The 24,925-nt window shown below is 46.8% G+C and carries 28 protein-coding genes; 10 read left to right on the top strand and 18 right to left on the bottom strand.

Translation table 11 applies throughout. From position 1 onward, the window contains the following. Nucleotides 1–163: 163 nt before the first annotated feature. From ACOQOZ_RS18060 to ACOQOZ_RS18050, 3 genes are all read left to right on the top strand, one after another. Entirely contained in the window at nt 164–2,128 is a 1,965-nt protein-coding gene (locus tag ACOQOZ_RS18060; RefSeq protein WP_420589548.1) for a hypothetical protein, read from the top strand. 152 nt (nt 2,129–2,280) lie between these two features. Then, the gene (locus ACOQOZ_RS18055; protein ID WP_420589547.1) at nt 2,281–2,532 is read left to right on the top strand and encodes a hypothetical protein; all 252 of its coding nucleotides are present in this window, start codon (nt 2,281–2,283) and stop codon (nt 2,530–2,532) included. 412 nt (nt 2,533–2,944) lie between these two features. Further along, the gene (locus ACOQOZ_RS18050) at nt 2,945–3,622 is read left to right on the top strand and encodes a hypothetical protein (protein ID WP_420589546.1); all 678 of its coding nucleotides are present in this window, start codon (nt 2,945–2,947) and stop codon (nt 3,620–3,622) included. Nucleotides 3,623–3,724: 102 nt separating this feature from the next. Here the strand turns inward: ACOQOZ_RS18050 and ACOQOZ_RS18045 are convergent, their stop codons facing one another. Together ACOQOZ_RS18045 and ACOQOZ_RS18040 are read right to left on the bottom strand one after the other, a co-directional pair. Beyond that, nucleotides 3,725–4,318, bottom strand: coding sequence for a 2-hydroxychromene-2-carboxylate isomerase (locus tag ACOQOZ_RS18045; protein WP_420589545.1), 594 nt, complete (start codon nt 4,316–4,318; stop codon nt 3,725–3,727). Between the two features lie 97 nt (nt 4,319–4,415). Then, a complete protein-coding gene (locus tag ACOQOZ_RS18040; RefSeq protein ID WP_420589544.1) occupies nt 4,416–5,162 on the bottom strand; it encodes an SDR family NAD(P)-dependent oxidoreductase in 747 nt (248 codons plus the stop codon). A 115-nt stretch (nt 5,163–5,277) separates the two neighbouring features. Between ACOQOZ_RS18040 and ACOQOZ_RS18035 the strand changes: the two genes are divergently transcribed. The 3 genes from ACOQOZ_RS18035 to ACOQOZ_RS18025 all read left to right on the top strand — a co-directional run bounded on the left by ACOQOZ_RS18035 (nt 5,278) and on the right by ACOQOZ_RS18025 (nt 8,553). Next, on the top strand, nt 5,278–6,267 hold the full coding sequence (locus tag ACOQOZ_RS18035) for a LysR substrate-binding domain-containing protein (RefSeq protein ID WP_420589543.1): 990 nt from the start codon (nt 5,278–5,280) through the stop codon (nt 6,265–6,267). Nucleotides 6,268–6,338: 71 nt separating this feature from the next. Beyond that, complete coding sequence (locus ACOQOZ_RS18030) at nt 6,339–7,544, top strand: MalY/PatB family protein (RefSeq protein WP_420589542.1); 1,206 nt, start codon at nt 6,339–6,341, stop codon at nt 7,542–7,544. Nucleotides 7,545–7,620: 76 nt separating this feature from the next. Then, a complete protein-coding gene (locus ACOQOZ_RS18025) occupies nt 7,621–8,553 on the top strand; it encodes a patatin-like phospholipase family protein (RefSeq protein WP_420589541.1) in 933 nt (310 codons plus the stop codon). A gap of 36 nt (nt 8,554–8,589) precedes the next feature. Here the strand turns inward: ACOQOZ_RS18025 and ACOQOZ_RS18020 are convergent, their stop codons facing one another. Beyond that, entirely contained in the window at nt 8,590–9,759 is a 1,170-nt protein-coding gene (locus tag ACOQOZ_RS18020; protein ID WP_420589540.1) for an acyl-CoA dehydrogenase family protein, read from the bottom strand. 101 nt (nt 9,760–9,860) lie between these two features. Then, complete coding sequence (locus ACOQOZ_RS18015) at nt 9,861–10,769, bottom strand: SDR family oxidoreductase (RefSeq protein ID WP_420589539.1); 909 nt, start codon at nt 10,767–10,769, stop codon at nt 9,861–9,863. Between the two features lie 173 nt (nt 10,770–10,942). On the opposite strand from ACOQOZ_RS18015, the gene ACOQOZ_RS18010 reads away from it, so the two are divergent. Beyond that, entirely contained in the window at nt 10,943–11,920 is a 978-nt protein-coding gene (locus ACOQOZ_RS18010; RefSeq protein WP_420589538.1) for an AraC family transcriptional regulator, read from the top strand. Between the two features lie 125 nt (nt 11,921–12,045). Here the strand turns inward: ACOQOZ_RS18010 and ACOQOZ_RS18005 are convergent, their stop codons facing one another. The 3 genes from ACOQOZ_RS18005 to ACOQOZ_RS17995 are packed head-to-tail and all read right to left on the bottom strand — an operon-like array spanning nt 12,046 to nt 13,778. Next, on the bottom strand, nt 12,046–12,636 hold the full coding sequence (locus ACOQOZ_RS18005) for a hypothetical protein (RefSeq protein WP_420589537.1): 591 nt from the start codon (nt 12,634–12,636) through the stop codon (nt 12,046–12,048). 4 nt (nt 12,637–12,640) lie between these two features. Next, nucleotides 12,641–12,826 (bottom strand): hypothetical protein, encoded by a 186-nt coding sequence (locus tag ACOQOZ_RS18000; protein ID WP_420589536.1) that lies wholly within the window; start codon nt 12,824–12,826, stop codon nt 12,641–12,643. Beyond that, nucleotides 12,816–13,778 carry a GlxA family transcriptional regulator gene (locus ACOQOZ_RS17995; RefSeq protein WP_420589535.1) on the bottom strand — a complete coding sequence of 321 codons (963 nt, stop codon included), beginning with the start codon at nt 13,776–13,778 and terminating at the stop codon, nt 12,816–12,818. The genes ACOQOZ_RS18000 and ACOQOZ_RS17995 overlap by 11 nt, the downstream gene beginning before the upstream one ends. A 137-nt stretch (nt 13,779–13,915) precedes the next feature. Between ACOQOZ_RS17995 and ACOQOZ_RS17990 the strand changes: the two genes are divergently transcribed. Next, a complete protein-coding gene (locus ACOQOZ_RS17990) occupies nt 13,916–14,383 on the top strand; it encodes a nuclear transport factor 2 family protein (protein ID WP_420589534.1) in 468 nt (155 codons plus the stop codon). Nucleotides 14,384–14,389: 6 nt separating this feature from the next. Here ACOQOZ_RS17990 and ACOQOZ_RS17985 read toward each other — a convergent pair whose 3' ends face one another. Further along, a complete protein-coding gene (locus tag ACOQOZ_RS17985) occupies nt 14,390–15,448 on the bottom strand; it encodes an AraC family transcriptional regulator ligand-binding domain-containing protein (protein WP_420589533.1) in 1,059 nt (352 codons plus the stop codon). Nucleotides 15,449–15,574: 126 nt separating this feature from the next. Between ACOQOZ_RS17985 and ACOQOZ_RS17980 the strand changes: the two genes are divergently transcribed. Together ACOQOZ_RS17980 and ACOQOZ_RS17975 are read left to right on the top strand one after the other, a co-directional pair. After that, entirely contained in the window at nt 15,575–16,585 is a 1,011-nt protein-coding gene (locus ACOQOZ_RS17980; RefSeq protein WP_420589532.1) for a pyridoxamine 5'-phosphate oxidase family protein, read from the top strand. A gap of 79 nt (nt 16,586–16,664) precedes the next feature. Beyond that, the gene (locus ACOQOZ_RS17975; protein ID WP_420589531.1) at nt 16,665–17,246 is read left to right on the top strand and encodes a hypothetical protein; all 582 of its coding nucleotides are present in this window, start codon (nt 16,665–16,667) and stop codon (nt 17,244–17,246) included. An 86-nt stretch (nt 17,247–17,332) separates the two neighbouring features. On the opposite strand, the gene ACOQOZ_RS17970 is transcribed toward ACOQOZ_RS17975, so the two are convergent. The 10 genes from ACOQOZ_RS17970 to rpsF all read right to left on the bottom strand — a co-directional run bounded on the left by ACOQOZ_RS17970 (nt 17,333) and on the right by rpsF (nt 24,670). Further along, a complete protein-coding gene (locus ACOQOZ_RS17970) occupies nt 17,333–17,791 on the bottom strand; it encodes an NfeD family protein (protein ID WP_420589530.1) in 459 nt (152 codons plus the stop codon). Nucleotides 17,792–17,805: 14 nt separating this feature from the next. Beyond that, nucleotides 17,806–18,747, bottom strand: a complete 942-nt coding sequence (locus ACOQOZ_RS17965) for an SPFH domain-containing protein (protein WP_420589529.1) — start codon at nt 18,745–18,747, stop codon at nt 17,806–17,808. A gap of 51 nt (nt 18,748–18,798) precedes the next feature. Further along, nucleotides 18,799–19,584: a hypothetical protein gene (locus tag ACOQOZ_RS17960; RefSeq protein WP_420589528.1), complete on the bottom strand. Its 786-nt coding sequence runs from the start codon at nt 19,582–19,584 to the stop codon at nt 18,799–18,801. A gap of 17 nt (nt 19,585–19,601) precedes the next feature. Next, a complete protein-coding gene (locus ACOQOZ_RS17955) occupies nt 19,602–20,138 on the bottom strand; it encodes a GNAT family N-acetyltransferase (RefSeq protein WP_420589527.1) in 537 nt (178 codons plus the stop codon). After that, nucleotides 20,138–20,743 carry a hypothetical protein gene (locus ACOQOZ_RS17950; RefSeq protein ID WP_420589526.1) on the bottom strand — a complete coding sequence of 202 codons (606 nt, stop codon included), beginning with the start codon at nt 20,741–20,743 and terminating at the stop codon, nt 20,138–20,140. The genes ACOQOZ_RS17955 and ACOQOZ_RS17950 overlap by 1 nt, the downstream gene beginning before the upstream one ends. Nucleotides 20,744–21,045: 302 nt before the next feature. Further along, nucleotides 21,046–22,437 carry a replicative DNA helicase gene (gene dnaB / locus ACOQOZ_RS17945; protein ID WP_420592431.1) on the bottom strand — a complete coding sequence of 464 codons (1,392 nt, stop codon included), beginning with the start codon at nt 22,435–22,437 and terminating at the stop codon, nt 21,046–21,048. Nucleotides 22,438–22,605: 168 nt separating this feature from the next. Beyond that, the gene (gene rplI, locus ACOQOZ_RS17940; protein WP_420589525.1) at nt 22,606–23,052 is read right to left on the bottom strand and encodes a 50S ribosomal protein L9; all 447 of its coding nucleotides are present in this window, start codon (nt 23,050–23,052) and stop codon (nt 22,606–22,608) included. 40 nt (nt 23,053–23,092) lie between these two features. Then, nucleotides 23,093–23,950 carry a hypothetical protein gene (locus ACOQOZ_RS17935; protein ID WP_420589524.1) on the bottom strand — a complete coding sequence of 286 codons (858 nt, stop codon included), beginning with the start codon at nt 23,948–23,950 and terminating at the stop codon, nt 23,093–23,095. Between the two features lie 40 nt (nt 23,951–23,990). Further along, nucleotides 23,991–24,221, bottom strand: coding sequence for a 30S ribosomal protein S18 (rpsR, locus tag ACOQOZ_RS17930; protein WP_068659206.1), 231 nt, complete (start codon nt 24,219–24,221; stop codon nt 23,991–23,993). Nucleotides 24,222–24,235: 14 nt separating this feature from the next. Then, a complete protein-coding gene (rpsF, locus tag ACOQOZ_RS17925) occupies nt 24,236–24,670 on the bottom strand; it encodes a 30S ribosomal protein S6 (protein ID WP_420589523.1) in 435 nt (144 codons plus the stop codon). Between the last annotated feature and the right edge of the window lie 255 nt (nt 24,671–24,925).

The raw sequence follows: 24,925 nt of genomic DNA, 5'->3' as shown, positions 1-24,925 counted from the left end.
GGGTTTCTGAATGAAGTCTGTTTGTTGTCCCAGAGCTGCCGAAGAGTTTATTGATTCCTTGCAAGTTCAGTTAGCTTACAAAGTATGCGACTTTGCAAGGGCGAATTATTAAAGTGTTAGCTTTTAGGCATTTTAGAGAATTTACGAATAATTAAGGATTAGTATGCAACGTACAACATGGGATCCTCTGCTTTCGAGTAAAGATGCAGATGCAGAGATAGTTTCAGCCGCCCAAAAGCGAGAGATTAAAAATATTCTCAAGTCATATGTGGGAATGTATGATTCGTTTTCAGAGCTTATTCAAAATGCTATGGATGCGGTAGATCGGAGAGCACTGGCCGAAGAAGATGGTTACCAAAGGAAATTATGGTTGACTATTGACCTTTCCGAGAATTCATTTTCGATCACTGATAATGGGGTTGGATTTAACGAAAAGGAATTTGAAGCTTTCCTAGCTCCCAACATCTCTTTTAAAAATGGCGGAAGTACTCGCGGGAACAAAGGGGTCGGTGCGACATACATTGGCTATGGTTTTGATTACCTTCAGTTTGGAACAAAAGGAAATGGCCATGAGTTTGTTGGCGAAATGATTGATGGTAGAGATTGGGTTGAAGATTACAAAGGTATAGTTACCAGGCCTGTTGTTAATGCTTCTAAATCAAATAATCCTGCTTTTTCGGAAATATCGAGGGGATCTACATTTAAGATAAAATTTGGTGGTGAGCATACCAGGCCGAAAGATTTATCTTGGTATTCAGCTACTACCCCTGAACAATGGTTATATCTATTGCTGATTAAGACACCGCTAGGATCAATTGACTATTTGAATGAAGATTCGGAAAAGATATTATTTGATCTAAAGGTTATTGATAGAAAAGGTAATGAAAGATTTTTATCTAATAACGAAGCAGAGTACGTATACCCACATACTAAAATTAAGGCTAGCGTGAACCTTAAAGATATTATTCAACTTCAGAACAACCTAATTTCGAAAGGCAAAGATGCTTCAGCCATACCTACAAAATACCTTAAATCGAATGGAATCTACGAGCACTTTGATACTGACGAAATACTAGCATTAAGAACAAACGATGAAAATTACGAAGAACTGGTAAAAGAATATAATGTAGAAGCTTACGGATATTTTACATATTCGACGTCAGTTTGGGATCAATTCAACGACTCCTTAGCTAAATTAAGAAAAGGATATAGGGTATTAAAAGGAGGTCTTCAGCTTGCTAACAACAATATGACGCAGGGTGAGCTAATCGCAATTCCTCTGACATCTAACATTGGTTATCAAAATCAATGCCATATCATTGTCCATTTTAAGGATGCAGACCCTGACCTTGGGAGGAAGGGCTTTCAACCTGAGCTTAAAGAAGCTGCTGAAAAAGCATCTGTGGCTATAGTTAATCGTTTCAAAAAATGGAAAAGGCTTTTAAAGTCGGATAGTGGCGTAAAGCCAGACATTACTAAAGAGATAGAACTTCATGAGTGGATAAAGGCACAGGAAAGCCATGAAGCAGAACACCCGCTAGTTTTAACTAATAAAAACTTCTTTGCTCCTATAAATGAAATCTCTATAACTTCCGAGCCTCAGTCAGAGCAAGATGTAATTGTACTGTTCAACCAGTTAATAGCAGGGGGAGTTATTAGAGGCATAAACCTACTGGCAACTAGTCAAGTTAAGCAATACGATGGCGTGTATAAATATGTCGTAAAAGAACCTTTCGACAATCATGTCTTTGATAAAGAAAAAAACCCGCTTGGAGTTGATGAGCTTCACTTCCAATCGGAACACGTAAGTCCACCTAAAATCTTAGAATACAAATATAACCTTGATGCTCTTATTCATGAGTTTGAAAGTGAATATAAGAGTGAGAAAGATATTCACTTAGCTGTGGCTTGGGAAATGGGTAAGGAATGGCAGAAAAATTATGAAACGATCTCATTGCTAGACTTAGATAATCTACATCAGAGAGATTTTCACGGACTTACACACATTTTGGATTCCGGCACTACGCGATTTCACGTGGTTGTTTTAAAAGAGCTAGTGACCTATTTGAATGACGTTGATGGAGTGCAACAATATCATAAAGAAAATTATGGTGATGATTTATTCTAGAGAAAATCTAACAAAGGCCAGAAGCGGACCGTCAAACCTGTCACTTTTTGTGCGCTTCGCTGTACAAAAAGTGCCAGCTTTTCCAGTCGTTGTGGCCAGCGTTATTCTTCTAAGGAGAGTTTAGGTTTATGAAAGAAGGAGAGTTTAGGTTTATGAAAGAAGTAGAAGAAGCAATTGAATGCTGGGCATCACGCCCCACATGGTTTAGCTCTCACCCAAGTGATACGAAGGAATTAAGACAGGCTATTTCTAACTTAAAGCAACTCAAGCACCTTCCAAGTGAAGAAGACCTTAGAGAAGCAATATACACAAGAGTTAAAGATTTGCCCGTAATGCTTGGTACACCAAAAAACATTGAGCATGAAGTTCGGCAGTTCTCTGCAAAGATATTTTCAAAGTTATAAAAGACGTACATTTCGAAAACATGACAAAGCCGTCAAGTACACTCCGGGCCTTAGATCCAGCGCGTGATGCAGCAAACTGCGGCCCCGTAGTGTTAAGTATTTAGATCAAAGGAGAAACATTATGGACTGGAGTGAAAAGAAACTAGGAAATGAAGAGTGCCCTGAATGCGGTTTAGTTTACTCTGTGACTTATCACAACCTGCCAGAGAAAGATAATGATAACTTTATTTGCTTATGCGGATATGAAATGCGCTCTTGGCGAGAGACTGGGTACTACACATATACATTGCTAGAAGACTAACCTCTGCATAGTCTTACTAGAATACAAAAAAGTTGACAAGGCGATCAAGCATGGACGGGGTAACGCCCCTTTGTTTGGCGTTATACGAATAAGGTCTCGTAGGAAAACATAGTGCAGGAAAAAACACAGAAAGCCATTGATAAGCTTTATAAGACATTTAGTGACTACAAAATTGAAGATTTTCACAAAATAGGTTGTATTGATTTAGGCCCATCACCCAAGGAAGTTAAAGCATTATCAAATGGCCTTAAGGAAATTCCGGATGAAATTCTGAAGATAATGGAGTTCTATGGAGAAGGTTGGAATTCTTGGGGATCAAAGGAGGATGTAGGGTACCTCCTTCCGCGATTAATGCAGTACCTTGCAGATGATATTAGCAGGCTTGATTCGGGGGTTTTTAGTCTATTTGATTTTAAACTGGTAAATTTCTTTTCTGATTCAAACTCTGACTGGACTAACGATGAAAAAGACTCTTTAAATGATTTCATAACAGCCCTTATAGAAGAAAGGCTTTCTGTAGATGTTGATATTGGTTTATTAATTGAATGTGCTCTAACACTAAACTACGACCTACAGAATGTAATTTCAAAATGGAAAAGTAATGAAAATTTATATAAAGATCAGATAATTCTTCTGCTAGATCACTTTAATTACGATATACCGTTTGAATCGTCACCAGAAGGGTATCATTTTTTTGACAATGATAAAATTAGGGCTTTCTTAGATTCATTGTTAACGCAGCTAACTAAAGGTGAGATTGATGAAATTTTTTCCAACCAAATCACATAACAAAGCTCTGAAACCGACAGTGAAATTCCCTAGATAAAGCGGACACCTCAACCCTAAGTAAATTTAAGGTGTCTGCATACCTCAGCAAGGCAAAACGCCCTGTCAGCCCTGCTGTAAAATCTCTTCAATAAAGTCGAGGCGATCCTGACCAAAGAACATCTCGTCGCCAACAAACATCACAGGGGCGCCAAAGCAGTTACGCTTAACCGCAGCTTCAGTAGCATCAATCAGCTGTTGTTTGATTTCCGGGTCTTGAGTTAACGCCAGCAGTTCATCTGCAGGTAAGTTGTTATCCACCAGCACTTGTTTGACCACTTCCGGGTCACTCAGGTTTGCGCCATCAATCCACAGAGCATCAAACACCGCATTCACATATTCCGCAGAAACACCCAGTTTTTCCGCAGCAAATGCGCCACGCATCAGTGGCAGAGTATTAATCGGGAAATTCGGATTCATCTTAAACGGCACCTGATAACGTTTGGCAAAACGTGGTAGGTCATACTGCAGCATATACATGCCTTTTAACGGCACTGTAATCGGCGGCGAATTCTTAGTCGCTTTATGCACACCACCTAACAACATCGGCTGGTAGTTGGTTTCGACATCGTATTGCTCACGAAAATAGTCGAAACGCTTGTGCGCCAGGTAAGCCGTTGGGCTGCCAAAGTCATAATAGAAATCGATTGTTGTAGTCATAGTTATTCTCTTCTTTAAATTCTTTTAATTCTTTTAATTCTTTTAATTCTTTTAATTCTTCAGATAACTCTGCAGAACCAATGCAGATAGTTTCGCTTTACCATTTCTCAGCCCACGGGCGGATATCGAGTTCAAACGTCCAGCTATTACGCGGCTGCTCATGCAACATCAGATAGTTTTTCGCCAGATCATCCGGCACCACTACTCCATCTTTGTCTTTTAATTCTGAATACTTCGGATGATTATCACGAATCCACTGCGTGTCCACCGCTGCGTCGATAATCACATGGGCCACGTGAATATTCTGCGGCCCTAATTCCCGCGCCATGCTCTGCGCCAAAGCCCGCAAGCCATGTTTAGCACTGGCGAAAGCACCAAAGCCCGCCGCGCCACGTACACTGGCAGTAGCGCCGGTAAATAAGATCGTGCCACGTTTACGCTTGGTCATCACCCGCGCCGCTTCACGCCCGGTCAGGAAACCTGAGAAACAGGCCATCTCCCAGATCTTCATAAATTTACGGCTGCTGGTCGACAGAATACTCATCGGCACATTGGCACCGATATTAAACACCACCACTTCCAGCTCACCGATATTGGCTTCAATCTCGGCGAACAGCTGTTCGACCTGCTCTTCGTTGCGGGCATCACAGCTAAAGGCACGGGCATCGTGACCTTCCGCCATCAGCTCCTCAACCACGGAAGCCAGCTGATCACCATTACGGCGCGCCATACAGGTGATAAACCCGGCCCGGGCAAACTGGCGACTGATGGCGGCACCAATGGCATCACCGGCGCCCATTACCAGAGCGACTTTTGCTTGCTGGTCTTTTGTTTGCTGTGACATAACTGAATCTCCGACATTGTGTATAACAAAGTTATTCAATGCCAAAGTCGCTGACAAACCATGATTTCTACGCTATAAAAAACCTCTACTTTTCTATAGCGGATTCTGCAGACCCATGTCGAGCCACCTGCGTCCACCACCCATCCAGTTTATTCCGGTGTTTGAAGCCGCGGCCCGTCATCTGAGTTTTAAGAAGGCTGCCACCGAGCTTAACGTTACCGCACCAGCTGTTGGCCAACAGGTCAAAGCGTTTGAGAACTGGCTGGGTGATGTCCTGTTCCTGCGCCATACCCGCAGTCTGAGCCTGACCGAAGCGGGTGAATATTACTTCCATATCGCACAGCAGATAATGCAGCAACATCGCCAGGGATTTGTTGAATACCAGCGTCGTTTTCATAATCGCTCATTGCATATCAGTGCGCCGCTGTTTATTGCCCAGGAACTGCTAATGCCGAACTACCTCGGCTTTGCAGACTTTACCCGTGACATCGCCAGCGACATCGAACTACGCGTGGAAGCCCGTAATCGCTACGTTGATTTTGAAACGGAACAGGTTGATGCGGCGATTCGTTTTGGTGATGGCAACTGGCCCGATCTGTATTGCCAGCGTTTGTGTTATTCCGCGGTTACGCCAGTGTGCAGCCCGATTTATGCCGCCGCTCACAGCTTTGACGAGTTACGTGATTTATCCCAGCACCGTTTAATCAGCGAAACCGAAGATATGGCCAGCTGGAAAATGGCGCTTACTCAGGTTTCTAGTGGGCGGATTTCTGACGATCAGATTTCCGCTGACCAGAACTCAGATAATCAGGTTTCGCAGCGAATTATTTGTGACTCGTATTTGGCGGCAGTAAAGGCTGCTTCAGACGGCCTGGGTATTGCGCTGGCATTATTGCCAACCGCAAACAGCTGGATTAACGACGGCCGCCTGGTAACGCCTTTTCCCTGGCAGTTCCAGACCGAAAAAGGTTATTGGTTAGTAACGCCGAAATACAATCAGCATAAGCCGGAAATCAGCGCATTATTAAATTGGCTGACGGCATTGTTCAGCTATATTCCGGCGCTGCAAACACCATTAAAAAACTATAAGTATTCACTGAACTAAAGCGTTCCAGAAAATTTACTCGTCTTTTGCCGGACGGTTGCGTCATAGTAATCGACCAGAGAGGAAACACTATGCCAGATTTCGATAATACCAATCGCAGCTATCAACATCAGTTTATTCGCCAGAACAGTGCCATGCTGAAATCCATTTATGGCACCACCGAGGTTGAACCTTATTGGATTGCCGATATGGATTTTCAGGTGGCAGAGCCTGTTACGGCCGAGCTGCAACGCCTGGTCGATCGTGGCCGCTACGCCTACGAAATGGTCGGTGATGAAGTATTCAGCGCTCCGACAAGCTGGTTCCAGCGTCGCCACCAGCTCGGGTTAAATCCCCAGCGCTTTATTATGGCGCCAGGGGTTTTATCCGCCATGTCACTGATCGTGCGTGAGCTGACGAATGAAGGCGATAAAGTGCTGACCCAGATTCCGGTGTATCACCAGTTTCGCAAACTGATTAACAGCGCCAATCGCACGCTGGTGACGAACCCACTTATTAACGACGAACGGAATGACGGCAAGAATGGGTACAGGATGGACTTCGCCGATCTGGAGCAGAAGTTTACCGATGGCGTTAAAGTGATGATTCTGTGTAACCCCCACAATCCGGTGGGCCGGGTGTGGCAGGAAAACGAACTGCAACAAGTGCTGGAGCTGGCGGATAAATACGACGTCACCATTATCAGCGATGAAATTCATGCCGATATTCTGCTGCACAATAATCGTTTTACCAGTCTGGTTTCTCTGCTGCAAAAACAGCAAAAGCCGAGCAAACATATTGCATTATTAGGCTCTCCGGCAAAAACCTTTGGTATGCAGGGAATCGCCACCGGTTTTATTTATATTGAAGATCAGGCATTACATCAGCGCTTTAATAGCCTGTTGGAATCCATGTATTTAAATCATGGTAATGCCCTGAGCAGTTACGCCACCATCGCCGCTTATACTCATGGCGATGCATGGCTTGATCAGATGCTGGCCTATCTGGAAAACAGTCTTAGCTGGATCACTGAGTTTATCGAAAAAGAGCTGCCCGGCGTGGTGTTATCACAGCCTGAAGGCACCTATCAGATCTGGCTGAACTTCGAGCAATCCGGCTTCAGTGCCGAACAAATAAAACAGGCACTGGTAGCTGCGGGAATGGGGTTATCACCCGGCGGATGGTTCCAGAGCGACAACGACTTCTACTTCCGTATGAACATCGCCGCGCCGCTGGCACCTATGCAGCAAGGGTTTCAGCAGCTGAAGCAGCAGTTATCAGCAAAAGCTATAGACTGATTTAACTTAACCAATTATCCAGCTCGCGGGTTAGCGCATACAGTAGAGTCACTCATCCATCAGGAGTGACTTTGCCATGACCAGCACCTCCAGCCAACGAAGCGGAACCTTAGTCCAGTCGAACAATCCTTGTACCAGCTGCGGTCCGGAACTTCCCACAGCTAAAACGGCATTGGTTGCTGAAGGTGGTGGTCAGCGCGGTGTATTTACTGCCGGTATTCTCGATGCCTGGTTGGAAGCGGGTTTTAATCCGTTCGAAATTCTTATTGGCACTTCGGCCGGAGCACAGAACCTTTCCAGCTATATGACCTGCCAACCGGGTTTTGGCCTGAATGCCATTACCGAGTTTTCGTCACAGCCGCAGTTTTTTAAATGGCAACGTTCTTTAATTGGTAAACATGCAGTGGATCTGGATTGGTACTTTGATCAGTTAAACAGCTCTGCCAGTCAGCTGGATATCAACCGTGGACATTCACGCTTACAGCAACGTCAGTTGTATTTTTCTGCCACTCGCAGCGATAACCGCCGGGCCGAGTTCTTCTCACCCGATAAAGACAACTGGCTGGAGATGCTGAAGGCGTCCAGCGCCTTACCCATGCTGTACAAAGGTGGAGTAAAAATTGGTGAGCATTTCTATGTGGATGGCGGATTATCAGCACCTTTGCCGGTGGAGGAAGCCTACAAACGTGGCGCGCGGGAAATTACCGTGCTGAGAACCGTCAGCGAAGAAGCCAGCTTAACCTCGCCCTGGGCGCATAAAATCAAATCGATGATTTGTAATCAGCATTATTGCCCGAAGGTGATCGATTTAATTACTCACCACGAAGACAGCTATCAGGAAAATCTGGCGTTTATTAACAACCCACCCGCCGACGTGACGATACATCAGATATTTCCGGACGAACCATTAGCCAGCTCGTTAGTAGGCAGCCAGCCACAGGCGTTAAAGCAGGATTATCAGCTGGGCTTAGCGGCAGGAATGGCGTTTTTAAAACAAACCGCTGCTTAATGGCAGCGGTTTGTTCGTATGCTCTTTTGGCAGCAATCAGAAACCCAACTCACGACCAGCCAGATCACGCATAATTTCTTCCGAACCACCACCAATCGCCAGTACCCGTACCTCGCGGTAATTACGCTCAGTCACCGAACCTTTGATATAGCCTGCACCACCTAAAATCTGCAGACATTCACGGCACACCGATTCCGCCGTTAAGGTCGCCTGTACTTTTAACAGAGCGATATCCGAGGTACGCGCCGTACCGTTATCCACCTGGGTAATACAGGTATCCAGGTAAGCGTAAGAAGCATTCAGCTGGCGAATCATTTCCGCAAACTTATGGCGAATCACCTGATGTTGCGCCAGTGGTTTGCCGAAGGTCTCACGATTTAATGCCCAGTCCGCCGCTTCTTCGATACAGGCACGGGATGTGGATAACGCCACAGCAGCTAACGCCAGGCGTTCGTGGTTAAAGTTATTCACAATCGCCAGGAAGCCACGGTTTAACTGACCAATAATATTGGCCTTAGGCACTTTGACATTATCAAAATAAATGGTCGCGGTTTGTGATGAATGCCAGCCTTGTTTTTTACCCAGCGAGGTTGCCGATACACCTTCCGCATCCGCCGGAATTAACAACAGCGAGATACCACCCATTCCGGCATCACCGGTACGTACCGCGGTCACATACCAATTGGCGCGTAAGCCACCGGTAATAAAGGTTTTAGAACCATTCACCACAAAGTGATCACCACCATCTTTGGCGCTGGTTTTTAAGTTCGCCACATCGGAACCACCGGACGGTTCGGTAATCGCCAGGGAAATAAACTTATCGCCTGCCAATACCTGTGGCACGACTTCCTGTTTCATCTCATCCGGGCCAAAACCCACCACCAGCGGCAGCGCAATGTTTTGTACTAACAATGCCATGGCCACACCGGCAGCAGCGCGGGACAGTTCTTCGACGGCAATGGTACGGTGGAAAGTATCGATTCCTTCACTCATACCACCCAGCTCTTCCGGGTAACAAATACCTAAAATGCCCACTTCCGCAGCCTTCTTGAATAATTCCTGCGGCACATCACAATCGTCTTCCCATTGTTCGACGTGGGGCATAATTTCCGTATCAACAAACTTGCGTAATTGTTGCTGCCATTCACGATGGCTGTCGTTCATAAATGACGTTGGGTAACGCAGGGAATCAAAAGAAACAGTCATAATTTTTTATCCTTATTAGCAGCGAACAGATGTCAGAAGGCGGCAGCTATAAACAGGTTATAGCTGCTTGATTTAAAGTTGTTCGGATTAAGTTGGGCTAATTATTCTTCTAATAATTCATCAAGATTAGAGCGATGGAAGCCATCGTATAACTCAACATTATTTTCTTTTGGTCGTGGTAACTGCATATACATATGGCTGGAACCAAACTGCGCACCACCATCGACGTGCAAGGTTTCACCGTTAATAAAAGCCGCAGCCGGTGTTAATAAAAATACGATGGAAGCGCTCACTTCCGCTTCGGTGCATAAACGGCGAGCTGGCATCATCTCGCCTGCCATTAACAGTTTTTTGCGGGTCATTGGATCGTAGGTGGCTAAACCGCTGGAAGCGACAATACCCGGAGCAACTGCATTCACACGTACACCATAACGGCCCCATTCCCAGGCAGCGGTTTTGGTAAAGTTTTCCATCCCGGCGCGGGCCGCACCGGTGTGAGCCATACCCGGGAAACCGTTATTACAGTCGGCGGTGATGTTCACCACGTTTCCGCCATGCTCTTTCATGGTTGCTTTGTACACTTCGCGCGCCATAACAAAGCCACCAACCAGGTTGTTTTCCACCACCGTCTGGAAACCGTTTTTACTGATGTCTTCGACCTTGGATGGGAACTGGCCCCCGGCATTATTCACCAGCGCGTGAATACGGCCATGTTGCAACACAATATCGGCAATCGCTTCGATCACCCGCTCTTCATCACGAATATCGGCAACCCGGTAATCGGCCCGACCGTAATAAGAGCCACCTGAGCCGGATTCTTTGCTGTCTGCTTCGATCTCCGCCACCACTTCCTGCAGCTTTTCTTCACGGCGGCCCATCAGCACCACAGTGGCACCCAGGCTAGCCAGCTCATGGGCGGTACAACGACCAATACCACTGCCACCACCGGTGATCACAATCACCTGATCTTTAAACAAACCCGGAGCAAATACTGACTGATATGAAGACATACAAAACTCAAATTATTGTTATTGACCAGAGCACAGCCTACCGCCGACAATTGACACTGAAATTGACAAAAACTGGCAAGAGATAGACTTTTTCTGTGAATCCTGAAGTGACTCCCGATTCCACTCAGCCTTCTGCCCCACTTCAGCAACCGAGGCGCAAACCTACGGTCTCTATGGCATTGATTGAAGATCTGTGTGCTGGCGGCCGCGATAAAGGCCTGAAGTTGGCTGAGTTGTTTGCCGAGATCGGGCTGGAGCCAGACAGCCTGAAGCGCAAACGCTTTCCGGCGCATAAGGTTGATCATCTGACCCAGCTGTTAAAAGAACAGCTGCAGGATGAGTCTCTCGGTTTTTTCGACCGCCAGCTGAAACCCGGCAGCCACGAATATTCCTGCCGCTCGTCGATTAACAGCCGTAACCTGCGCGAAGCTTTTGTCCACATCAGTAACTTCTTTAACCTGGTGACGGACGATATGTATTTTGAACTGCAGGAAGACGGTAACGAAGCACGGCTAATTCTCGACTATCCCAACCCCAAACAGCTAAATGGTATTGTTTTTCTCGCGCTGGTGATTCTCACCTATCACCGCTGGGGCAACTGGTTAACCGGCAAAAAGGTGTTATTAAGTCGGTTACACCTGGCGTTTGATAAACCGCCCTACGCCGATGAATACGCCAATATGTTTTCCTGCGAACACCGCTTTAATCAGCCAACCAATATGATTGTGTTTGACCGTAAAGCGCTGGATTTACCTGTGATTCAAACCATGGATAACCTGCAGCAGGTATTACCGGAATTCCCTCAGGATCTGGTCGCGCGCCTGCGGCTAGATAACAGCGTCAGCGCCCAGGTACAGCGTATGCTGCAGTCCGGTAAAGAATATGAAGGATTAACTCTGGCGGAAGTCGCCGGGCGGTTAAATATCAGTACCGATACCTTACGGCGACGGTTAAAAGAGGAAGGGAATTCCTACGCGGAAATTAAAGAGCGCTTGCGACGTAACGCCGCTTTGTTCTGGCTGACCAGCACCCAGATGCCGATTAACAGTATTGCGTTGCGTTTGGGTTTTTCAGAGCCCAGTGCGTTTAACCGGGCGTTTAAGAACTGGACCGGGAAAACGCCGGGGCAGTATAGGGCTGGGGCATTATAAAGCGTGGCTTTCAGCGAAACTTGCTGCTTTCCAGGCTTCGGCATAAGTCTTCTCCTGAAACGTCTTTCAGGTTGGCTTACGCCGTTAAGCGATCAATATGAAAGAGGCACTAGAGTGGGCCCTAGTTATTCAGCAGGAATGGGATGAAGAAAAGATATTTTTCCATCAGTTTTTTCGTAGCTAGTTGATAATCTCTGAAATTCCTTACATAAAAAATCTTCGAATGTTGCCCAAGAATTTTCTACAACTCCCCAATTACCATCAAGTTCTCGTGTCACAACGCCTGAATGAATATTGATCTTCAAGTTGCTTTTGTCAGAAGCGTATCCGCCAATATAGATATGATCTTCATCAAATACCTCTTTTCCTGAGTGATCTGTAGGTAAATCTATAATGTTTTGATAAAGAATCGAAATCGGCTGAACACCTTCAATAGCCAAGCTGCCCTTTAAATATAGTGAAGAACAAAACATGTCCAGTCCATTAGCAATAATATAAAATTCTTTTAATTCATCTGGGATTTTTCTTCTTATTTCATTCGAAGCTAGTTCAATCTTCTCCATAGGTATAGGATCATATACACAATGCAAACACCCACTTTCAAACAAACCTTCATCATCCGGGTGAAATCTGCCAACCTCAGCACATCCATTGTTAGATATTAATGGCTTTTGATAATTTTTAATTCTTTCAACTATATCTTGTAATCTACTCACCAATTTATTCCTTAGCAGTCTCTTCAATAGGAGAAAAATTATCTGGAAGATCCAACATATCATAGTTTTTAGAATATTCTGATCCTTCAGTGTGCATTATATATGTTAGAGGATTTAGATAATCTGCCACTTCAAGTACACCAGCTGAAAAACTTAAGGTGGCGCTTTCATGGTCAACCTCAAGCGCCACTTATACCAAACTTCCCCCGATACTCACTCGGCGCCAGCCCGGTATTACGCTTAAATAATTCACGGAAAAAACGCACATCTTCGTAGCCACATTCGCGGGCAATCACATCCACTTGTTTTAAGGTGGTTTCCAGCGCTTTTTTCGCCACTTCCATACGCAACGCCTGAATATACACCAGCGGTGTTTGTTGCACCGCTTGTTTAAATCGCCGTTTAAACTGACGTTCGCTGAGGTTAATTAATTCCGCCAGATCCTGCTGGGTAAATTGCTCACAACCATGTTGTTCCAGCCAGTCCTGAACATGATGAATCAAATGATCCTGGTGCTGGCGTTGCGGCATAAAGCTGGCGTATTGCAGCTGGCTATGGCGATCCAGATCGATCAACACCGATTTCGCCACCTGCCGGGCAATCACTTCCCCAAAATACTGACGCACGAGCAACAGGCTCATATCCTGGTAAGCACTCGCTCCGCCGGAACAAGCGACCTGGCCGTCCTGAGTAAGCATGGCGCCCGGTTGCCAATCACAGTCCGGAAACTGCTGTGCCAGCCAGTCGATCACCGCCCAGTGACTGGTCACGCGTTTACCGCTTAACACACCGGCACAGGCCAGCACATAGGCGCCCGTGCAAATACTCACTAACTGGCTGCCCTGCTGCTGCAACGCCTGAATCCACTGCAGCGTTTGTGGCGCAATGCCTTCAGGGCGCATTCTCGGGTCGCCAATCGCGCCGATAATCAACAGATCGGCTTGTTTGACGTCAGTAATGCGTTGGTGCGCTGTCAGGCTGACACCGCCGTTACAGGGCAGCTGCAGCTGATTCTCGGCAACAATTTCGATACTCCAGTCCTTCACTCCGGCCAGACGACAGGCCAGCAGCAAGATCTCCATCGGCCCGGAGACCGACGATAGCGGGCAGTTATCCAGGGCAAGAATCACGCAGCGTTTCATAGATATCTCAGCAATTTGGAATATTTACGTCCTGATTATCCACCCAAGGAGGCATAAATGCCACTAACCCGCGATAACTGACAGGCGCTACACTGGATACCAGTTAATCACTCCTCTGACAGAACAAGAGCAATACTATGAGCGCCAACAAAGAGCTGATCGAAACCTTTTATACCGCGTTTCAGAATTTAGATTATGAAACCATGAAAGACTGCTATCACCCGGATGCCTATTTTCGTGATGAAGCCTTTGAGCTGAATGGCATTGAGCCAGGCGCGATGTGGCATATGTTATGTGAGCGTGCTCAGGGGATGACGATTGATTTCTCTGTGACTGAGAAAGACGGCAAGGTCACCGCGCACTGGGAACCGAAATACGACTTCAGCCAGACTGGTCGTTTTGTCCACAACATCATTGATGCTGAATTTGAATTTAAAGACGGCAAAATTATTAAACATATCGACCGTTTTGATTTCTGGCGCTGGAGTCGCCAAGCGTTAGGTCTGCCGGGTTTATTACTGGGCTGGACGCCGTTACTGCGCAACAAAGTCAGCAAGATGGCGATGGGCAATCTGAAGATCTTTATGGCGAAAAACTATTCCTGATCGGATTTATCCGGCCTGAGTCTTTAACCAACGCTTCCTGGCTTTATAAAACGAGCTGGGATCGTTGAACCCTAATAACTCGCTCATTCTCACATTATCACTACCTTCTTCACCTTTTGCCGCTACCAAACCTTCCCAAAGCTGGTAGCGGTATTTTTCTAATAAGTCGCTGAAGCTGGTTTGTTGAGCTTTTAAACGGCGATACAAGGTTGCCCGGCTCATATTCAGTTTTTCAGCCGTTAAATTAATCTGCGAATAGCTTTGTATATCCCGCTCAAATAAATCCCAGATCTGCTGAGCCAGTGTCTTTTCGATTGAAGTGTCACAGGATAAGGCTTGCTGAGAAACCAGCTCGGCAATCAGCGCATTTGCCTGAACTAAGGGTTTCTGGATTTCAGATAACGCTAACTGAATTTTATTAATCAGCTGATTGTAATACACAGGACACTGAAAAATACGCTCAATCAGTTCTGCATCAACGTCATTGGTATTTACAGTCAGAAATAAAGCGCTGACCTGAAGATCGTCACCGGATAAATATTCCCCCCAGCTTTTAATACTGGCCAGACTGCGCTGAACCGCAATGTGTGGATACGCCTTTTCTGCAGGGTAATGGAAACTTAACTCGATGTAAGAAGAACTACGCTCAACCTGCCAACCTTCAGACGCATTTAACAAATGCACATGTTTAACGAAGGTTAAAAATGCCTGTTCCAACGTCTGACAGTGGCGAATCCAATGCGCCAGTATTCCCTGTGCCGGAATAACAACCTGGGAGCCGATATTCCAGCCCAGATTTTTATCCCCTGTTTTGTCTGCCAGCAGCCACAACTGAATCAGCTGCTGCTCTGGCAAACGCTGAGTCAACACTTCCGAAATATCTTCGCCTTGTTGCAATTGTTGGCAATAAGCCAGACTGGAAACATCCAGAGCCTCCTCAAGCTGCGCCTGAGTCAACACATCGCGCTGCAACAGCTCACGTGCCAGATCAATCACAGCAATGGCCGAAACAGTGCCAGATAACGCTTTATTGTCCGATAAGGGTGTCTTTGATTCTTGCGACATTGAAACCAGATTCCAGAGATATGCAACCAGCCGCCTGCGAGATTTAACACAACTGTGTCAGCCTGACAGCTGTTCGGTAACAGCCAATAAACAGCGAACGACAGCAACATCAAAGCAGGAGCAGACATGCAGAATACGCAACATTTTATAAAAACAGAAGCTCAGCTACGACAGCTGATTCCAGCCTACCCAAAGCTGTTAGATAAACGTATTCAGCCACAGCTGGATCATTATTCACTGGAATTTATTGAGCTTAGCCAGCTGGCAATTTTGTATATTCACACTCAGGAAGCAGACTGCAGCAGCTTTTATTATCTGTCTCCCGAGCAGTGGAAAGTTCAGTCTCCCCATCAACTGGCGTTACCAACACTGGTCACTTCGCCGGCTCAGGCAAGCATGTTATTTCTGATTCCAGGTATTGATCATTTATTGCGAATTAACGGTGTGCTGGAGGCGCACAGCAGTCATCACACCGGCAGCAACAGACTAAAGATAAATCAGGTGTATTTTCATTGTGGCCGTGCCGCCATGCGTTCTGAACTCTGGTCCGTCAATAATCTTCCAACACAAGCCATCAACAAATCTGAGACGCTTAATATCAACCAGTTTTGCCAACAGGCTCGTTATGCACTGCTGGCAACCTCAGGCTCATCCAACACACAACAGGCGCCATTATTATCACCCCGTGGTGAGCCTCAAGGGATGTTCTGCTTACGGGATGACAACACCCTGATTATTCCAGACCGCCCGGGAAATAAAATTGCCGCCAGCTTACGTAACCTGCTGGATAACCCAGTGATTAAGGTTCTGTTGATGATTCCAGGCAGACCTGAAGTGCTGGAAGTTCATGGTAATGCTTATCTGAGTCATGACCCTGATTTATTAGCGAATACAGAGACTCAGGGCAAACAAGCCAGGTTAGCGATTGTGGTCGATATCGATTGGTATCAGATTCGTGTGGATGAAAACCTGCAGCAGGAAGACATCTGGAATAAACAAAAACAACGCAATAAAAATGAGCTGACGTCTTTCTCCAAAGCGTTATCAGCACATATCAATGGCACGGGTTTGATGGGGAAAATGACCCATCTGGTGGTCGATCAGGTGGTGAAAAAAGATGCAAAAAACCTCTACTAGTTCTCACAGCAGCTATAGACGAGATACATTGTGTTTCTTACTATCCGGTATTCTTTTCAGCAGTAAGAATTAAACAACAATGAAAAAGCTCCTCACCATTCTGGCAATCTCTGCCGCAGTTTCCAGCCCGGTTCAGGCCGACGAAGTGTATCAACAAAGTGCTGTTGATCTTTGTCAGAGCATGAAGCAAAAAAGTTACACCAAGCAGTGTTTATCTTTAGTGAAAGAAGCACGCTTCAATGAGCAGGCGCTGAAGCACTGCAAAGGCATTGGTAGCTGGAATAAGGTGAAGTCGTGTCTGGAGCTGATCAAAGATAAAGATTACCAGCAGAACGTGTTAACTCTGTGTCAGTCATCCAAGTACTTCAACAAAGATTTTAAAGGCTGCATGAACGAAATCGCCGATAAAGCTTATGTATCCGATATTGAAGTTGGCTTGTGTGAAAAAGAGAAGACTTTCAGCAAACAGGTTAAGTGTTTAAAAACCGCTAAATCACGCCCTTATAGCGAAGCACAAGCGGAAGAGCAGGCAAGCAGCGTTGAAGCTCTGGCCGAATTACAACAGCAAGTGAAAGAGGCTTACGAGCTGCTGCGTAATAACAAGTCAGCGGATGCCACCATTCTGCTACACAACCTGGTTACCGGTTTCGACAAGAAATAATCCGACAATAGACAGCGACAGACACAAAAAAGCACAGCCTATGCTGTGCTTTTTTATTATGTGATTAGCGAAGGTTTGTTTATGACTCAATCCTGAGCTTCAACCCACATCACACCCACTTCCGTTTTCACCACTTTAACCACAGTACCAGAGGCAATCGGTTGCTGACTTTTCAGCTTCCACTGTACGCCGGAATATGCGCGGATGGTTTTACCCTGCATATCGACATCGTCTTCAAGAATAAAGGTATCGGCGGCGAAGTCGTTATCCACTTCCTTACTGCCCACTTTATTCTGCATACGGCTCAGCGGTTTCCACAGAGAAACAGCCAATACCCCGGTGAGTAAGGTATTGCTCCACAGAGCGGTGATCAAGGTTGCTTCCAGGATGCCAAAGTTCATGGCAACACCGGTCAGCAGCAATGAGATACCGAGGAAAAATAAAACAAAGGTGGAAAAACCCAATACCGCCACTTCGATAATCAAAGCAGCAATCCCCAGAATCATCAGAATTTCAGCGATATTTTCTAAACGGAAGAATTCCATAGTGAATACCTTTCTTAACTCTGCTGTTTGTTCAGAGAATTAATAATTGACATGGAAGAAGCCACCAGCGAGCTGGCATCGGTTTTATCTTCCGGCAGCAGCACCACTGACGATTCACGGGCAATGGCTTCTTTTGCAGCAATGGCTTTGGTCGCCAGATCCAGCTGAATCGCTTTCTGGCCCTGAACAGTATCGGCCGCTTCACCGACCTTGCGTAACGCGTCTGCCTGGGCTTCTGCAACCGCCAGAATGGCACGGGCTTCACCTTCGGCCTGTAAGATCTGCTCGGTCTTATCCGCTTCTGCCGCCAGAACCTGCGCCTGCTTCTTACCTTCCGCGACGTTAATGGCCGACTGACGATCACCTTCGGATTCAAGAATCTGGGCACGCTTAACACGTTCGGCTTTCATCTGAGCTTCCATCGCATCCATCACTGAACGCGGTGGCACAATATCTTTAATTTCGTAACGCAGCACCTGGATACCCCAAGGCTCGGACGCTTCGTTAATAGACTCAACAATCGAAGCGTTTAACTGGCTACGCTCTTCAAAGGTTTTATCCAGTTCCATTTTACCCAGCTCAGAACGCATGGTGGTCTGCGCTAACTGAGTCACCGCAAATACATAATCGTCCACACCATAAGTCGCTTTGTATGGATCTAATACACGGAAATACAGCACACCATCCACCGATAAGGTGATGTTGTCGCGGGTAATGGCCGACTGGCTTGGTACGTCAACCGCCTGCTCTTTTAAGCTGCGATCCGCAGCAATCTGATCAATAAACGGCAGAATAAAATTCAGACCCGCTTCTTTGGTTGATTGGTATTTACCAAAACGCTCCACTAACCAGGCACGGTTCTGTGGTACAAATTTGATGCTGCTTTTCAGCAGAATAATCACCAGAATCAGCGCAAAGGCTTCAACCGAGAAAATGATGTTTAACAGAGAGTCCATTTATATTTCCTTAATGAAAAAAGCTGCTCAGCAGCCGGTCTAACGATTTCCTTAATAGATTAAGGAAAGTCCCATTCCAATGCCATCCAGCGAAGTATCAGCGGTATCCATACTGCGATAAAAAAACCGCGCATACCAATGATCTTTACCATAAAACAGTGAGTATTCACTATCAGCCAGGTTCAGGTTATTACCACTCACGGAAACACGTGAATATTCGAATGCGAGGTTTTCCCTGATTTGATGGTTAACGCTTAACTGGAATGAGCCACTTTTATAGGTTTTGTTGCCGTCTAATTGGTAATCGCCCACTCCAAGACTGAACTCAGTACGATTGCCAAAAAGTAGCCGGTAATTAAACCCGACATTGGTGATTTCCAGGTCATCGTCTTCATTTGTCTCAACGTATTGCGATTTGCGAGCAAACAGACTGAAAGGCCCTAAGCCCATTTCTGCCCGGATATCACTCCACTGAATATCAGAGCCGGAACCATAGCCCAGATCCAGCTGCAACAAAGGCACGCCAAATTCAGATTCAGCGTCTTCTGATAAATCCGGAATCTCAACTTCCTTGCCCAGGCGCTGATTGGCTTTTTGCATACTGCCAGCAGTACCAGCGGTCGTCAGATCGACAGCCAGACGCGCAGTACCTTCAACAATCGGTCGTAGCAGGGCTTCCAGCAACGAACTGGCAAAGCCGCCGGATGAGTCAGAAGAAGATGAAGAAGATCGTTTCTCAGATTTCGGCTTGGTGGCTGATTTTTCGAAATCATCGAGCTTACCCGCACTGGCAGGTAAGCTGATTAAAACAATTAAAAGCGCCGATATAATACGCATCCATGCTCCTGAATTATTTAGCGGCGATCTCCTGCTAAAAAGGAGTACAGCGCCAGATCAATGGTTTTACCTTCGAATTCCTGCTGAGCTGGCAAACAACCTTCATACTGGAAGCCGATTTGTTTCAGGTACTCTTCATGAAGCGTCGAACCTGCCACCACACGCATTTCCAGACGATTGAGTTTCAGCTCGTCAAAACAGAAATTCATCACGGCCGGAATTACTTCGGCCAGAATGGTAAAATCAATTTTATCACTAAGCTCCCACCAAAACTGTGCGCTATCCGTCATCCAGTTAATTTTCTGAATACCAACACGAGCAATCAGTTGTTTATCAAAGCTACCCTCAACCAGCCAGCAAGCACTTTCGCGCACTTCAAAACGCATGGCGACACGACGCAGTTCATCCAGCGATTGTGCGGAAACTGACATCGACGCTTTTGGGATATGAGCCATCACATCTTGCTGACTCAGCAGCTCGTATAAGGCATCACCATCCTGATTGGCATCCGGCAGGCGCAGAGAAAAGTTGGGAGTCGAAAAATTCCAGTTCATTATTCTTCTCCCTCGCTCATACCAAGATTACTGCCACTATCGTGACGGCCGATGACCCGGTTTAATTGAACAATATCAACGTAAGATTTTTCACCACTGTCTGACACCAGTTTCCAGCCTTCACGCAGGGTTGCGCTGCGCTCAAAACCGATATTTTCCAGCGTTGCTAATAACTCTTTATCCTGACCTTCAATCCACTGATAGGCGAAGTTACGCAGGTGGTATTTCTCCGCCATAAAATCCATACACACAGCCAGAGCACTGGCACGTTGTTGATTGGTCAGTGCTTCAAGACCATCAACACGTAAGGTGGCACGCAAGTGTGACGGCTGCCAGTCAAATACGCTGACCATGCCCTGAAATTCGTCGTTAATCTCCAACGCCCACATAATGCCGCGCTGGGTGGCTGCCATTTGCACACTGAGTTCAATCATACGGGCAATATGGTCTTTGGCCTGATCCGATTCCGGATCCAACGCGCGCTGACCGGGTAATTCAGGATGCTGATAAAGATTTAACAGGTTGGCCTGGTCGTCGTCGCTCAGTGAGCGAACTCGGCCGCGGAAGTCTGCACCTTCAAATTGCAGCTCGGGAGTAAAATTCATGCAGTTTCACCAATGCTTGGTTTAATCGCCGATTTCAGTAGAAATAGTAATGGAGGGTGATCGTTGTTTTTCAAAAGCAGCCACAGGATGTGGCGGTAGGATCTAGGGCCATGGATGACCCACAGATCCGGCGTCTGAAAAATTACGGTTACTCTTCGTTACGGATGTCCGTAAAAATAACAGCCTAATATTTTCTGCCGCCGCGCCGAAGGCACATCCCTGTGCCTGCCGCGCTAACGCAACATCCTGTTGCTGCTCTCGAAAACATTAGACTGCTATTTTTTTATTCGAAATTTGCGATCTTAATAATCGTCGTCGCCCTCATAACCATGGGCGAGGTTTTCAAATCGGGTAAATTTACCTATAAACGCCAAACGGTCAGAACCAATCGGACCGTTCCGGTGTTTACCGGTAATAATTTCTGCCACGCCTTTATCCGGCGTATCTTCGTTATACACTTCGTCGCGGTAAATAAACTGAATAATATCCGCGTCCTGCTCGATCGCTCCGGATTCCCGCAAGTCAGAGTTTACCGGGCGTTTGTTCGGACGTTGCTCCAACGAGCGGTTAAGCTGCGATAGCGCAATCATCGGGCAGTTAAATTCTTTCGCCATCGCTTTTAACGAGCGAGAAATTTCAGAAATTTCCTGGGTACGACCTTCCGATGGGCCAGACACCCGCATCAGCTGCAGGTAGTCGACCATAATCATGGCCAGGTCGTTATTGTTTTCGCGATACACCTTACGCGCACGGTTACGCATTTCCTGCGGCGTTAATGCGGCGGTATCGTCGATATAAAGTGGTAAATCTTTTAACAGGTTTACGGCGGCGGAAAGCTTCGGCCAATCCTCATCGATTAACTTACCACTACGGATTCGGGTCTGATCGATTTTGCCGATGGAAGACAACATCCGCATCACAATCGATTCTGACGGCATCTCCATCGAGAACACCAAACACGGGCGCTTAGTGCCCATTAAGGCGTTTTCCACCAGGTTCATGGCGTAAGTTGTTTTACCCATGGAAGGACGTGCGGCAACAATTACCAGATCGGCCTTCTGCCAACCGGAGGTACGGTTGTCGATTTCGGTGAAACCAGTGGTTAAACCCGACAGACCATCCGGCTGATTAAACATTTCATCCAGCTGATCCAGAGTATTTTTCAGGATCGGTGCAACCACCTGCGGGCCACCATCCTGACGGTTACCTTCCGCAATCTGGGCAATCGACTTCTCAGCATCAGACAACAGATCCAGCGCCGTATCACCATCAGGCTCGTAAGCCTTCTCCATGATATCGGTAGCCGCTTCAATCAGACGACGCTGCTGTGAACGCTCACGCACAATCTCAGCGTACGCAGCGCAGTTGTCGATGGATGGCGTCATATCCACCAGGCGACTCAGATACGCCGCGCCACCAACTTTATCCAGCTGGCCACGCTCTTCGAGCTCTTCTGCAACGGTTACCACATCAATCGGTTGCTCCGACTTCACCAGGTGAGCGATTGCACGGAAAATCTGGCGGTGATCGTGACGATAAAAATCGGTATCGGCGGTCGATTCAGAAACGGACTCCCAAGCACGCTCATCCAGCATTAAGGAGCCGAGCACAGATTGCTCAGCTTCAACCGAGTGCGGCGGCGTGCGCTGACTGATGGATTCGGTGTCAGCGTCCGGGATGTAATCGTCGTTTATAAAGTCAGACATACAGATCTGTTTTCAGAAAACCCAGGGGCAAGCGTTATTCAGAGCCTTGAATAGAGCTCAATTAAGAGACAATAAAAAAGGCACTATCAGAAAGGATCTAATAGTGCCTTTTTCTTGCAGCGCTGTCATTAAACAACGCTGCGGGTTATCGCTAAATTATTCAGCAACAACGTGCAGTTTCAGAACTGCATTTACTTCTGCGTGCAGGTGGATCGCAACGTCGAACTCACCAACAGAACGGATAGGACCGGTAGGCAGACGAACTTCAGACTTGCTCAGTTCAACGCCAGCTTCGGTAGCCAGTTCCGCGATGTCACGGTTGCCCAGAGAACCGAACAGCTTACCTTCGTCGCCTGCGCGTACTGCAACAGACAGCTCGATACCTTCGATTTTCTCTTTACGGCTGTTAGCGCTAGCCAGTTTCTCAGCAGCTGCTTTTTCCAGCTCAGCACGACGAGCTTCGAATTGCTCAACGTTTGCTTTAGTTGCAGGAACTGCTTTGTTCTGTGGGAACAGGAAGTTACGAGCGTAACCTGGCTTAACGGTTACTTGTTCGCCCAGTTCACCCAGGTTTGCTACTTTTTCTAACAGGATAATTTGCATTTTTTAATTCCTCATTACAGGGCTAAGACTGTTTATATGTTCAGCCTGCCGTGTCTTTTGGTAGTCGCGCGCGGAAGTTCCAGGCACTATCCAGACACGCTACGAAAATTAGTAATGTGTACATGTAAGGCCCTAACACGAATAAGCCGATATAAATAACGACCATCCAGGTTGGGCTGGCTTTGGTCTGCGTGACCAGGCCATGGAACAGAGCCAGTCCGGCGAGCATCAGCGGTATGGTAAATACCGGCATCAAACCTGCCAGCTCGGGATCCAACTGACTGGCGCTGAACATCACCAAAATCACCGGTAATGTAAAAGCCAACGGCAGTCGAAGCTGTTTGAACTCGGTACCAAACCCTCCCGGGTTATAAAAGGTACTTTGCCAATAGCGTCCCAGTAACAGACACAACATAAATACCAGCGAGTGTAATGCGGCAAGCACACCACTCATCATCGGGCCAACCAAAGGTTTTAACTGAGCAGCAATTTCTGGCTGATCACTTAACGCTTTGACGACGGCTTCTTCACTGTTAGCGACTACCTGAGGTAATACATCAGGCAACATCGACGGCAACAGAAAATACACCACAATGCCCAACACCGAAGACACCATCACCGTCCAATCAAGACGGATACTGGCCCTCAGCATCACCGCCAGGGCGCTGGTGCCCAAAGCAGTTAACAAAGGAGTCGGGTCGCCCATGGCTAACCAGGTAATACCCGGCAACAACGCCCACAAAACAACCTGACCGGCTTGTTGCCAGCCGTACCGCAATATGACCAGCGCCAGCAAAGCAGCACCAAGCCAAAACAACAACGGGACGGCCAAACAAGCACCGGCCGCGGCAGTTGCCTGCCAGCGACCGGACATGGCCCATTGAGCCAATTTTTTCATAACTAAAATCCTTCAATTGCTGCCAGAGGCAGCAAAGAACTTAGTTGTCGTGCTGATCGGTGTACGGCAGCAGTGCAATGTAGCGCGCGCGCTTGATTGCAGTAGACAGCTGACGCTGATACTTAGCACGGGTACCAGTGATACGGCTTGGTACGATTTTGCCAGTTTCAGTGATGTAGCCTTTCAGAGTATCCATATCTTTGTAATCGATTTCGGATACGCCTTCAGCAGTGAAACGGCAGAACTTACGACGACGGAAAAAACGTGCCATGATTAAATCTCCTATTACTCAGCGCTGTCTTCAGCTTGGGTCTCTTCAGCAGCTTCTTCAGCTGCAGGTGCTTCTGCTTTCTCTTCAGTGTTTTCCTGACGAGACTCAGAACGACGACGATCTTCGCGGCTTTCAGCAGCTTTGATCGGAGAGATTTCGGTAATAGCTTCATCACGACGGATTACCAGGTTACGCAGAACAGCGTCGTTGTAACGGAAGTTGGTAGTCAGTTCGTCCAGGGCTTCCTGAGAACACTCAACATTCATCAGAATGTAGTGTGCTTTATGAACGTCGTTGATTGGGTAAGCCAGGTGGCGACGACCCCAGTCTTCGAAGCGGTGAATTTGACCACCGTCAGCTTCGATAGTGTTGGTGTAACGCTCTACCATTGCTGGTACTTGTTCGCTCTGATCTGGGTGTACCAGAAAAACGATTTCGTAGTGACGCATTGTCAGCTCCCTATGGGTTTTAGCCTTCCGGCCCATCCGGTAAGGCAAGGAGTTTGCCCTCACTGCTAACAAGAGCAGGAGGTTTGCCAAATACAAAGCCCTGGCAAACCAACGGACAAAATGGAGCGCGGATACTAACAAACCTGCAGCAACAGATCAAATAATGAACGCCCACCCGGATATCGGCATTGCGATCAGTTACTGACTGTTCAGTCACTATGTTTCAGGATGTATCTGAATGTAAGAAAATGTATT

The organism is Bacterioplanoides sp. (genome assembly GCF_965219715.1).
In the GTDB taxonomy this organism is placed as follows: domain Bacteria; phylum Pseudomonadota; class Gammaproteobacteria; order Pseudomonadales; family Oceanobacteraceae; genus Bacterioplanoides.
Note: the sequence above shows the minus strand (reverse complement) of the source record. Positions and strands in the feature narration are given on the sequence as shown.